The organism is Caballeronia sp. LZ065 (assembly GCF_031450975.1).
Taxonomy (GTDB): domain Bacteria; phylum Pseudomonadota; class Gammaproteobacteria; order Burkholderiales; family Burkholderiaceae; genus Caballeronia.
The window spans coordinates 1,337,909-1,350,047 of the sequence record NZ_JARUXV010000004.1 but is presented as its reverse complement, the minus strand read 5'-3'; the positions used below and the strand labels follow the sequence as shown (position 1 = coordinate 1,350,047).

Here is a 12,139-nt window from a genome sequence, read left to right as displayed (position 1 = left end):
GTTAGCCCCGGGCGATGGCCTTCTCCGTCATCGCCGCGAAGAAGCGTCCCGCGCGGCGATCGCCCGCATAGGCCGAATTGATGCGCACCCACGGACTCACTTCGCCGTTCGGCCGATAGTAGCTCCCGGGCGCAAGCGTCACCCCGAACTCGACGGCAGCTTTCACGAGAGCGGTCGAATCCTCGATGCCCGGCACTTTCGCCCAGACGAAATTGCCGCCGCTGGGTTCATCGAATACATCCCAGCCATGGCTTTCGAGCGTCTGCACCGCGCTCGACAGCGAATCGCGCACGCGCTTTCTCAGGCGCTCCAGATACTTGCGGTAAGTGCCGCGTTCGAGCAGGCTGGCCGCGACGCTTTCCGCAAAGCGCGAGCCGCCGAGGCTCGTCAGCACCTTGACGTCCACGAGATGCTTCACCAGTTCGCGATTCGCCGCGAGATAACCGATGCGCAGCGACGACGACAGCGTCTTCGACAGACCGCCCACGTAGATCACGCGGTCGAGCTGGTCGAGCGACGCGAGCCGTTGCGTGGGCACGGCCTGGAAGTCGGCGTAGATGTCGTCCTCGACGATCGAGAAGCCGTGCCGGGTCGCCAGTTGCAGCAACTTGAACGCCACCTGCGGCGCGATGTTGGTTGCGGTCGGATTCTGGAAGACCGTGTTGACGAAGAAGAGCTTCGGCTGATGCTGCTTGAGCAAGGCCTCGGCGGCGTCGATGTCCGGTCCGTTCGCGAGCCGCGGCACGCCGACCAGCCGCACCCCTTGCAGCTTCAAGAGACCGAACAGGTTGTAGTAGCCCGGATCCTCGACGAACACGGTGTCGCCGGGCTTCAGCATGTAGCGCACGACCAGGTCAAGCGCCTGGCTTGCGCCGCTCGTCAGCATCACGTTGGGCAGATCGGCGTCGATGCCGAGCGCGTTGATGCGCATGACGAGTTGCTGTCGCAGACCCGCGTCGCCGTGAGGCAGCGCGTAGTCGATCACGCTCGACACGTCGCTGCGCGAAGCCTGCCGGATGGCCTGCGTAAGCCCGTCCACCTCGCGCCATGCTTCCGGAATGAAGCCGCTCGACAGCTTCAGCGTCTCGCCGGGATAGTTGAACTGCTGAAGAATCTGGGTCGACTCCTCTTCCGCCAGACGCGGATTGCAGTTGCCGACGCTGCTGTCGCGCTCATCGACGTGATTCGCCACATAGAAGCCTGAGCCGTGCTTCGGCTGGATCAGCCCGCGCGACGCGAGCCGGTCGTAGGCCTCGATGACCGGAAAGCGGCTGATGTGCTGTTCCGCTGCGAGCTGGCGGATGGACGGCAACTTCGCGCCGGCGAGCACACGGCGCGAGCGGATCATCGTCTCGATCTGGATGACGATCTGCTCGGTGAGCGGCACGCCGGTGCCGCCGTCGATATGAAGCGGAAGCGCGTTCATAGTGTTCCAAAGTGTTCAGTGAATCTATGTGAACAGTTGCGATTTCGCTGTTCAGCCGTGTCATGTCGCCATTCGAACGCATCCGAAAACCGCCGTCAAGACTAGCCAAACGGCTGACGATGCGATTTTTAAGTGTCAAAACAGATTCAAACTGTTCGGCCAATTCAACGTAACAGTTCCGCTGCAACTGTTCATAACTGTACATTCAAGCTGTTCGGAATCGGTCGAATAATGACATCAACGGTTGCTTCCTGCTCGAACTGCATGAATGGAGGTGGCCTTCCGAAACGTGAACAGAAGGAGCGGCATCATGCGTGAAATTCGGACATTCGAACTCGACGGACGCGAAGCGCCTGCGCGCTGGGTCATCGACCGGCCTCAAACGCTGCGTGTCACGCGCGGCCAGATCTGGCTGACCATCGAAGGCCAGACGGACGACCACTGGCTGGGCGCGGGCGACTCGGTCGAGTTGCCGCCTTACACGACGATCTGGGTCAGCGGAAACCGGGAGGCAAGCTGGTTCTCGATGGCTTCGACTTCCGCCCCTGTGCGCACGCGCGGTCCCGGCGACATGCTGCGGGCGTGGCTCGGGCGTCGTGCGCAGCCGGCGAAGCTTGCCGCGATCAGGGCATGACGGCGAGCACGACAGCGAACACGACAGCGGACACGAAGGCGAAAAAAAACCCGGCCGAGGCCGGGTCCAATGTTCCCGCGCTCTTGCGAGCGCGGTCACCTGCAAAACAAGCGTAGCTTACGCCGCGAGCAGCGAGCGCAGGACGAACGGCAGAATGCCGCCGTGCTTGTAGTAGTCCACCTCAATCGGCGTGTCGATACGCAGCAGGACCTGCACGCGATCTTCCTTGCCGTCCTTGCGATGGATCACCAGCGTCACTTCCTGCTGCGGCTTGAAGTCGTCGCCGAGACCTTCGACATCATACGTTTCCTCGCCCGTGATGTTCAGCGACTGGACGCTGTCCGAGCCCTTGAACTGCAACGGCAGCACGCCCATGCCCACCAGGTTCGAGCGGTGGATACGTTCGAAGCTGCGCGCCACCACGGCCTTCACGCCAAGCAGTTGCGTGCCCTTCGCCGCCCAGTCGCGCGAGGAGCCCGTGCCGTATTCCTCACCCGCGAACACGACGGTCGGCGTATCGGCTTCAATGTACTTCATCGCCGCGTCGTAGATCGACAGCTGTTCGCCGCTCGGCTGATGCAGCGTCAAACCACCTTCCACGCGCGTGCCGTCCGCCTTCGCCGGGATCATCAGGTTCTTGATGCGCACGTTCGCGAAGGTGCCGCGCATCATCACGTCGTGATTGCCGCGACGCGAGCCGTAGCTGTTGAAGTCGGCCTTCTGCACGCCGTTTGCCTTCAGCCACACGCCCGCCGGCGAGCTTTCCTTGATCGAGCCAGCCGGACTGATGTGATCGGTCGTCACCGAGTCGCCGAAGATGCCGAGTGCGCGCGCGCCCTTTACGGCGGGAATCGAGTCGGCCGGCTGCATCGAGAATTCGCTGCCGAAGAACGGCGGCTCGGCAATGTAGGTCGACTTCGGCCAGTCGTACACCTGGCCGCTTTCGCCCGCAATCTTGCTCCACAGGTCACCGTCCTTCGTGAGCTGCGAATAGTTTTCGCGGAACGCCTTCGCGTCGAGCGCGAACTTGAGCAGCGCGTGGACTTCATCGCTCGTCGGCCAGATGTCGCCGAGATAGATGTCGCGGCCGTCCTTGCCCTTGCCGACCGGTTCCGTCATCAGGTCGCGGGTGATGTTGCCCGCGATGGCATACGCCACGACCAGCGGCGGCGAGGCCAGGAAGTTGGCGCGGATGTTCGGGTGAATGCGCGCCTCGAAGTTGCGGTTGCCCGACAGCACGGCCGCCGCGACGATATCGTTCTTCACGATGGCATCGTTCAGTTCCGGCGTCAGGTCGCCCGCGTTGCCGATACACGTCGTGCAGCCGTAGGCGGCGAGCGTGAAGCCGAGCTGGTCGAGATAGGTCAACAGGCCGGTCTTCGTCAGGTACTCGGTGACGATGCGCGACCCCGGCGCCAGCGACGTCTTGATGTGCGGCGCCACCGTCAGGCCGGCTTCCACGGCCTTCTTCGCGAGCAGGCCAGCCGCGAGCAGCACGCTCGGGTTCGACGTGTTCGTGCACGAAGTGATCGCGGCGATCAGCACGTCGCCGTTCCTGACGTCGACGCCGTCGGTGGTCGTGTATTGCGTGTCGAGTTCGGCGGCCTTCTTGCTGAAGCCATTTTCACCGACCGGCTTCGAGAACAGATCGACGAAGTTGCTCTTCACATTGCCGATTTCGATGCGGTCCTGCGGACGCTTCGGACCCGCCAGCGACGGCGCCACCGTGCCCAGGTCGAGCGTGAGCGTCTTGGTGTAGTCGATGTCGCCGGCCTTCGGCACGCCCCACAGCTTCTGCGCCTTGAAGTACTTTTCGAACGCGGCGATTTCGGCGTCGGTGCGGCCCGTGCCCTTGAAGTAGTCGATGGTTTTTTCATCGACCGGGAAGAAGCCCATGGTCGCGCCGTACTCGGGCGCCATGTTGCCGATGGTCGCGCGATCCGGCACGCCGATCGACGCCGTGCCTTCGCCGAAGAACTCGACGAACTTGCCGACCACCTTTTCCTTGCGCAGCATTTCGGTGATGGTCAGCACGAGGTCCGTTGCCGTGCAGCCTTCGCGCAGCTTGCCCTTCAGCTCGACGCCGACCACGTCCGGCGTCAGGAAATAGACCGGCTGGCCGAGCATGCCCGCTTCCGCTTCGATGCCGCCCACGCCCCAGCCCACCACGCCGATGCCGTTGATCATCGTGGTGTGCGAGTCGGTACCGACGAGCGTGTCCGGGTAGTAGACCGTGTCCTTGCCTTCGCCCTTCTTGTGCACGCCGCGCGCGAGATATTCGAGATTCACCTGGTGCACGATGCCGATGCCCGGCGGCACGACCTTGAACGTATCGAACGCCTGCATGCCCCACTTCATGAACTGGTAGCGCTCGTTGTTGCGCTGGAATTCCAGCTTCATGTTCAGGTCGAGCGCGTTGGGTTCGCGGAAGTGATCGATCTGCACCGAGTGATCGACGACCAGATCCACCGGCACGAGCGGCTCGATGGCCTTCGGATCCTTGCCCGCGCGCTGGGCGACGCCACGCATCGCGGCGATATCGGCGAGCAGCGGCACGCCGGTGAAATCCTGCAGCACGACGCGCGCGACGACGAACGGAATTTCATCGACGCGCGAAGCGTTCGGCTTCCAGTTCGCGAGTTGCTCGATGTGTTCTTCCGAAATCTTCTTGCCGTCGTAGTTGCGCAGCACCGATTCGAGCACCAGACGAATCGAGACTGGCAGGCGCTGGATCTTGATCTTCAGCGCGTCGCCGAGTTGCGGCAGCGAGTAGAACCTGGCTTTGCCGGAACCGCTGTCGAATTCCTTGAGCGTGTTGTGGAGATTGTGGGCCATGTTGTTTTCCTTGGGCTGGACGAGGAAATTGCGCTGCTTAAATCACGTACAAATCGACATATTCATGCACCGGCATGGCTTCGAGCCGTGCCTGGTCGAGCGATGCCGCGAGGATCGCCTGTTGTTGCTTCGGGGGAAACCGGCGCGCCAGGTTCGTCCTGAACTTCTCGACGAGCAGCGGAATGCCTCCCGCGCGGCGACGCTTGTGACCGATCGGATACTCGACCGCGACCTCGTTCAGCCGCGAGCCGTCATTGAACTCGACAGTGAGCGCATTGGCAATCGAGCGCTTGTCCGGGTCGTGATAATTCTTCGTGTATTGCGGGTCTTCCACGCAGGTCATCTTGGCGCGCAATGCGTCGATGCGCGGATCCTGCGCGATGGTGTCTTCGTAATCGGCGGCGGTGAGACGGCCGAAGATCAGCGGCACGGCAATCATGTACTGGATGCAGTGATCGCGATCGGCCGGATTGTTCAGCGGACCCTGCTTGTCGATGATGCGCAGCGCCGCTTCATGCGTGCGAATGGTGATGCGGCTGACGTCGTTCACGGACTTGCCGGCATGCTTCAGCATGCCGTGCAGCGTCATGGCCGCTTCCACGGCGGTCTGCGCGTGGAATTCGGCCGGGAACGAGATCTTGAAGAGGACGTTCTCCATCACGTAGGAGCCGTACGGACGCTGGAAACTGAACGCGTTGCCCTTGAAGAGCACGTCGTAGAAGCCCCAGGTCTTCGCCGTCAGCACCGACGGATAGCCCATCTCGCCGGTCTTCGCGATCAGCGCGAGACGCACGGCGCGCGAGGTGGCGTCGCCGGCTGCCCATGACTTGCGCGAACCCGTGTTCGGCGCGTGCCGATAGGTACGCAGCGAATGACCATCGACGAAAGCGAGCGAGACGGCATTGATGAGCTCGTCGCGCGTGAGGCCGATCATCTGGCCGACCACCGCCGTGGACGCGAGCTTCACGAGCAGCACGTGATCGAGACCGACCTTGTTGAACGAGTTCTCGAGCGCGATGCAGCCCTGGATTTCATGCGCCTTGATCATCGCGATCAGGACGTCTTTCATGCCGAGCGGCGGCTTGCCGGCGGCGATCGCGCCGCGCGAGAGCCAGTCGGCGGTGGCGAGGATGCCGCCCAGATTGTCCGACGGATGGCCCCATTCGGCGGCCAGCCAGGTGTCGTTGAAGTCGAGCCAACGGATCATCGCGCCGATATTGAACGCGGCCTGAACCGGGTCGAGCTGGAATTGCGTGCCTGGCACCTTTGCGCCGTGCGGGACGATCGTGCCCGGCACGATGGGTCCCAGCAGCTTGGTGCAGGCGGGGTAGGAAAGGGCTTCGAGTCCGCAACCGAGCGTGTCGATCAGGCAGTTGCGCGCGGTTTCGAGCGCAAGCGTGCTGTCGACGCGAGTATTGAGGACATAGTCGACCAAGTCGACCAGTACCTTGTCCGGATCGGGCCGGACCGTGGAGATCGGTGCGGACATCGAAGATTTCCTGTTGAGGCGCGCTCAGCCCGCTTATTGCGCGGGCTTGATCAGCGCGTTCGACTGCGTGGGTGCGGCGCCGCCGGCGGCCATGTCGGCCGTCATGCATTCATCGGCGAGACGCGACGAATCCTTGTCGGAGAACAGCATTGCCTTCGACGGGATCACCACAAGATCCATGCCCGATGCCGAATCGTGGAAACGGTCGGCGCCGGTCGTCGTGTCCTGGCGCGGCAGGCGGTAGTCCTTCTTGGCCCAGTTGACGGTGACGATGGCATCACGCTTCATGTCGCCTTTCAGATAGAAAGCATTGCCGTCCTTGCAGGACCATTTCACTGCGCCGTCCGGGATCGGATCGACTTTCGCTGCTGCCGCGGCTTCGGCCTTCGGGCTGCGCTTGATGAGACGGCGTGCGGGGGCGGGACGCTTGGCGGTCGTCTTGGCCGTGGCCTTGGCCTTGCCCGATTCGGTCGCGGTCGCGGCGATGGCGCCGGCGCTGACGAACAGGCTCGTCGTGGCCAGCGTGCCGGCGATTGCAGCGATCAAAATTTTATTCATCGATAAAACCTTTCAAAAACATTGGGTTGAATGGCGGTTCTGCCGCGCGGGGTGGACCCTGTCCTCGCAGGATTTGACCCGTGCAGCCCGCTATTTTCGCTTATTTAGCGGCGTGAACTTCAAATTCTCCGGTCCCGTGTAACTTGCGCTCGGCCGGATGATCTTGTTGTCGATGCGTTGCTCGATGATGTGCGCGCTCCATCCCGACGTGCGCGAGATGACGAACAGCGGTGTGAACATGGCCGTGGGCACGCCCATCATGTGATACGAGACGGCGCTGAACCAGTCGAGATTGGGAAACATCTTCTTCGCGTCCCACATCACCGTTTCGAGCCGTTCGGCGATGCTGAAGAGCTGGGTGTCGCCCGCTTCCTTCGAAAGCTTCTTCGCGACTTCCTTGATGACCTTGTTGCGCGGATCCGAGATCGTATAGACCGGATGCCCGAAGCCGATCACCACTTCCTTTCGTTCCACGCGTTGCTTGATGTCGGCTTCGGCTTCGTCGGCGTTCAGATAGCGCGACTGGATTTCAAAGGCCACTTCGTTGGCGCCGCCGTGCTTCGGGCCGCGCAACGCGCCGATGCCGCCCGCAATCGCCGAATACATGTCCGAGCCCGTGCCCGCGATCACGCGCGCCGTGAAGGTCGACGCATTGAACTCGTGTTCGGCGTACAGGTTGAGCGACACATGCATCGCATCGACCCATGACTTCGGCGGCTCCACGCCATGCAGCAGATGCAGGAAGTGCCCGCCGATCGAATCGTCATCGGTTTCCACTTCAATGCGCTTGCCGTTGTGCGAGTAGTGATACCAGTAGAGCAGCATCGAGCCGAGCGAGGCCATCAGCTTGTCGGCGATGTCCTTCGCGCCCGGAATGTTGTGATCGTCCTTCTCGGGCAGGATGGTGCCGAGCACGGAGACGCCGGTGCGCATGACGTCCATCGGATGTGCCGAAGCGGGGATCCATTCGAGTGCGGCCTTCAAGTTAGCGGGCAGGCCGCGCATGGCCTTCAGCTTGGTCTTGTAGGCCTTCAGTTCGGCGGCGTTCGGCAGCTTGCCGTGCACGAGCAGGTAAGCGATCTCTTCGAATTCGGACGTGTTGGCGAGATCGAGAATGTCATAGCCGCGATAGTGTAAATCGTTGCCGGTGCGGCCGACCGTGCACAACGCGGTATTGCCCGCCGTCACGCCGGACAGCGCGACCGACTTCTTCGGCTTGAAACCGCCGGCGGTGGAGGTTGCGGGTGCTTCGGTCGATGCGGTGTCAGTCATGCTCTCCAGTCTCCTTTCGTACGCGCGCGTTGCGGCGTGACTTGTCGTGCTTGAAGAATGCGCCAAGGACGGGCCCTGACGTGGTGCTGAACTGCAATTCGATGCCTTAGGCTGCTTGTGCCGGCGCTGCAAAAAGCGGCGCGCTGTCCTCGGGCACGGTCTGTCCGGTGGCATGCGCGCGCCGCAGCACCGACCAGTAATAGCGATAACTCGCGCGATCATGCAGCGTGTCGCCATGACGCGTCGGGCCCCACTGCGCATGTTGCGCGGCCAGCAGAATCTCCGCGGCCAGCGCGATCTCGTCCGCGCGCGGCGAGAAGGCCTCGACGATCGGCCGGATCTGGTCCGGATGAATGCTCCACATGCGCGTGTAGCCAAACTCGTTGCGGGCGCGCGCGGCATCGTTCGTGACGACGCTCATGTCGCGCACGTCAGTCGACACATTGTGCGACGGCACCTTGCCATGCGCGTGACACGCAGCCGCTATTTCGAGCTTCGCGCGCCGCACCAGCGGGTGATCGAACTGGCCGGGCGAGCGCATGGCGGTATCGGGAATCGCGCCATTGTGCGCGGATACGAAGTCCATCAGGCCGAAGCTCAGCGATTCGACGCCCGGCAGCGCCGCCAGTTCAAAAGCTTCCGCGAGCGCGCCGTGGGTTTCGACCAGCAGATGACAGGGAACCGGTTGCGCAATGCCGAACTCGCAGCGCGACGCCTCGATGAAAGCCACCATCTCGGCGGCGTCGAAGACGCTGCGGATCTTCGGCAGCATCACGAAGGCGGGCGCCTTGCGGGCATTGCGCAGGATGATGCGCACGTCGTCGCGCCACGCGCGGTGATTGAAATCGTGAATGCGGACGCCGACGCGGCCAAAGCGGTCATCCTCGCCACCCACGAAGGACGCGACCATTTCCGCGTGTTCCGCCTCGCGGCCGACCTGGGCGCCGTCTTCGCAATCGAGCGTGATGTCGAACAGGGGTCCCAGTTGCGCCTGCAAGGCCAGCGACTTGCGAATCAGCTTTTCGCTGCCGGCGTAGTGATCGCAAGGGGGAAGAACCGCGGGCTGCGGTTCGCCGTCAAACAGCACTTCGGCGGGAGTGAGGGCGCGCATACTCGGCGTGGGGTCCGATGTGGGGAGTGAAGTCCGGCTTGCTCAGGTGCTCTGATTCCGATTCGGCCGCGCTCGAACGTGGTTCTGCTTGCTCAAGCGCGGGCGGATCAGGCGCGAGACGCACAGGCGCTCGCGCTGACGTGACGGACTTGAAAATAGGCCCCCGGCGCTTCCCGAGGGCTTTCGACCGACGACGTGTGCTTACTTGCCCAGCAGATGCGCGACGCCGTCACGCTCTTCGAGCAGTTCGTTCAGCGTGCCGTCCATCTTCTCGCGCGAGAACGCGTCGATTTCCAGGCCTTCGACACGCTTGTACTCGCCGTTTTCGCACGTGACCGGCACGCCGTAGATGATGTCTTCCGGGATGCCATACGAGCCGTCCGACGGAATGCCCATCGTGACCCACTTGCCGTTCGTGCCGAGCACCCAGTCACGCACGTGGTCGATCGCCGCATTGGCCGCCGATGCCGCCGACGACAGGCCGCGCGCTTCGATGATCGCCGCGCCGCGCTTGCCGACCGTCGGGATGAACGTGTTGCGGTTCCATTCGTCGTCGTTGATGAGCTTCGTCAGGTCGTGGCCTTCGGCGCTCGCGAAGCGGAAGTCAGGATACATGGTCGGCGAATGATTGCCCCACACGGCGAGCTTTTCGATGGATGCGACCGGCTTGCCCGACTTGGTGGCCAGTTGCGACAGCGCGCGGTTGTGGTCGAGGCGCAGCATGGCCGTGAAGTTCTTCTTCGGCAGGTCCGGGGCCGACTTCATCGCGATGTACGCGTTCGTGTTCGCCGGGTTGCCGACGACCAGCACCTTCACGTCGCGGCTGGCGACGTCGTTCAGGGCCTTGCCCTGAACCGTGAAGATCTCGGCGTTCGCCGACAGCAGGTCCTTGCGCTCCATGCCCTTCGAACGCGGGCGGGCGCCCACGAGCAGCGCGACGTCGGCATCCTTGAAGGCGACCTTGGGATCGTCCGTGACGACGACGCCCGCGAGCAGCGGGAACGCGCAGTCTTCCAGTTCCATCACGACGCCCTTCACGGCGCCTTGCGCTTGCGGCAGATCGAGCAGCTGAAGAATCACGGGCTGGTCTTTGCCGAGCAGATCGCCATTGGCGATGCGGAACAGCAGCGAGTAGCCGATTTGACCTGCGGCGCCGGTGACGGCAACGCGCTTTGCGGACTTAGCCATTGATAACTCTCCTGGACGGTGCGTGGAACGCAAGGGAAAAGCGCCATTTTATGCGCGATACGCCAAGCGTTGATGAAGACATGCGGTCCTGGCCCCGCGCGACCCCCGAAAAGCACCCGCGCAGCAGGCGTTGCGCGCGTTTGCATCGGGTTTCGCGCCGCATGAATGCGTGAGCGGCGTGACTGTCATGCCGATGAATCTGTCTCTTCGAGCGCGAGGCCAGCGGGATGTTCTGTGAGGACGCGAGGAATTCGCTTGGGTCTGACGGCAAGGCGCCCATACGAGACGGCGCTTGACGTTGCGAGACGTGGGGCAGGCAGCGGTGCGCGAACGAGTGGGCGGTCGGCGTGAGGCGAAAGCGAAAGGGCGTGCCTGGCGGTGTGCCGCGCGTGGCGAAGACCGGAAACCGGCGTTTCGTGCGCACATGCGACAACCCGCAAACCCTTGCTCGACAAGGAGTGTAGGAGCGTGACCTGGTAAAGTCAACACTATCTTATGTCTTATATAAGACATAGGATTCTATGGGAAAGGTCTGGACGCACGGCGGGCCTTTGTGTTGAAATGCGCGGCATGAATTCCAACCCGGCGAGCTCGACGACCCCCAACGGCACCGCGCCTGCGGCTGAGGCCGCCGGTGTGCCGTCGCCGACGTTCAGCCCGCTGTATCAGCAAATCAAGGCGCTCATTACGCAGGGCCTCGAATCCGGCGAATGGAAGCCCGGTGAAATCATCCCGAGCGAGGTCGAACTCGCCGCGCGCTACAAGGTGAGCCAGGGCACCGTTCGCAAGGCCATCGACGAACTCGCTGCCGACAACTTATTGGTGCGCCGTCAGGGCAAAGGCACGTTCGTTGCGACGCACAGCGAAGACCGCGTGCAATTCCGCTTCCTGCGCCTCTTGCCCGATGACGGCGACGCCCATCCCCATGTGAGCCGCCTGCTCGAATGCAAGCGGTTGCGCGCGCCGGCGGAGATTGCGCGCCAGCTCGATCTTAAGCCGGCTGATCCCGTCGTTCTTATCAGGCGCCTGTTGCAGTTTGATGGCGTGACCACCGTCTTCGATGAAATCTGGCTGCCGGGCGCGGTGTTTCGCGGGCTGACGGCGGAGCGGCTGTCGGAGTACAAGGGCCCGCTCTACGCGATGTTCGAAACCGAATTCGGTACACGCATGATTCGTGCGACGGAGAAAATCCGCGCCGTTCCCGCCGATGAAACCGTCGCACAGCATCTCCAGGTCGCGCAGGGGTTTCCGCTGCTGTCGGTGGAACGCGTGTCTTACACGTATGGCGATCGCCCGGTCGAAGTGCGGCGTGGATGGTATGTCACGACCGGCTATTACTATCAGAACGACTTGAGTTGATCGAATGAAGGCCGGGTCGTTGGCATGCGCCGAACGGGCGCGCCGGGCGCTTTTTTCACGCGCGGAGCAACAGTCTATTGGACGGTTTCTCGCTGCAGCGCGAAATAAAAAGGCGCTAAAATCGCGGATTAGTGTGTTAACAAGTTGGGGTCTAGCATGGCTGAAGCCGTAAAAAAACCAAGGCCCGAGTACCGGAACATCGGACTCGGCCAACTCGCGAAGTATCGCTTGCCGCTGGCGGGGAAGGTCTCCATCCTGCATCGCGTG

At 62.8% G+C, this 12,139-nt stretch carries 9 protein-coding genes and 1 pseudogene; 3 read left to right on the top strand and 7 right to left on the bottom strand.

The window, feature by feature from the left end:
* Position 1 precedes the first annotated feature (1 nt).
* Positions 2 to 1,426, bottom strand: coding sequence for a PLP-dependent aminotransferase family protein (locus QCE63_RS32735; protein WP_309838924.1), 1,425 nt, complete (start codon positions 1,424 to 1,426; stop codon positions 2 to 4).
* Positions 1,427 to 1,736: 310 nt separating this feature from the next.
* Between QCE63_RS32735 and QCE63_RS32730 the strand changes: the two genes are divergently transcribed.
* Positions 1,737 to 2,060 (top strand): DUF2917 domain-containing protein, encoded by a 324-nt coding sequence (locus QCE63_RS32730; RefSeq protein WP_309838922.1) that lies wholly within the window; start codon positions 1,737 to 1,739, stop codon positions 2,058 to 2,060.
* A 117-nt stretch (positions 2,061 to 2,177) separates the two neighbouring features.
* Here the strand turns inward: QCE63_RS32730 and acnA are convergent, their stop codons facing one another.
* The 6 genes from acnA to QCE63_RS32700 all read right to left on the bottom strand — a co-directional run bounded on the left by acnA (position 2,178) and on the right by QCE63_RS32700 (position 10,513).
* Complete coding sequence (gene acnA / locus QCE63_RS32725) at positions 2,178 to 4,895, bottom strand: aconitate hydratase AcnA (RefSeq protein ID WP_309838921.1); 2,718 nt, start codon at positions 4,893 to 4,895, stop codon at positions 2,178 to 2,180.
* Positions 4,896 to 4,932: 37 nt separating this feature from the next.
* Complete coding sequence (locus QCE63_RS32720; protein ID WP_309838919.1) at positions 4,933 to 6,384, bottom strand: bifunctional 2-methylcitrate dehydratase/aconitate hydratase; 1,452 nt, start codon at positions 6,382 to 6,384, stop codon at positions 4,933 to 4,935.
* A gap of 33 nt (positions 6,385 to 6,417) precedes the next feature.
* Positions 6,418 to 6,942 carry a hypothetical protein gene (locus tag QCE63_RS32715; RefSeq protein ID WP_309838918.1) on the bottom strand — a complete coding sequence of 175 codons (525 nt, stop codon included), beginning with the start codon at positions 6,940 to 6,942 and terminating at the stop codon, positions 6,418 to 6,420.
* 90 nt (positions 6,943 to 7,032) lie between these two features.
* Positions 7,033 to 8,214: a 2-methylcitrate synthase gene (gene prpC, locus QCE63_RS32710; protein WP_309838917.1), complete on the bottom strand. Its 1,182-nt coding sequence runs from the start codon at positions 8,212 to 8,214 to the stop codon at positions 7,033 to 7,035.
* A gap of 106 nt (positions 8,215 to 8,320) precedes the next feature.
* The gene (locus QCE63_RS32705; protein ID WP_309838916.1) at positions 8,321 to 9,325 is read right to left on the bottom strand and encodes an aldolase/citrate lyase family protein; all 1,005 of its coding nucleotides are present in this window, start codon (positions 9,323 to 9,325) and stop codon (positions 8,321 to 8,323) included.
* Between the two features lie 201 nt (positions 9,326 to 9,526).
* Entirely contained in the window at positions 9,527 to 10,513 is a 987-nt protein-coding gene (locus QCE63_RS32700; protein WP_309838914.1) for a malate dehydrogenase, read from the bottom strand.
* Between the two features lie 570 nt (positions 10,514 to 11,083).
* On the opposite strand from QCE63_RS32700, the gene QCE63_RS32695 reads away from it, so the two are divergent.
* The gene (locus tag QCE63_RS32695) at positions 11,084 to 11,872 is read left to right on the top strand and encodes a GntR family transcriptional regulator (RefSeq protein WP_309838913.1); all 789 of its coding nucleotides are present in this window, start codon (positions 11,084 to 11,086) and stop codon (positions 11,870 to 11,872) included.
* Positions 11,873 to 12,028: 156 nt separating this feature from the next.
* A pseudogene (locus QCE63_RS32690) lies at positions 12,029 to 12,139 on the top strand (succinate dehydrogenase, cytochrome b556 subunit); the annotation flags it as partial.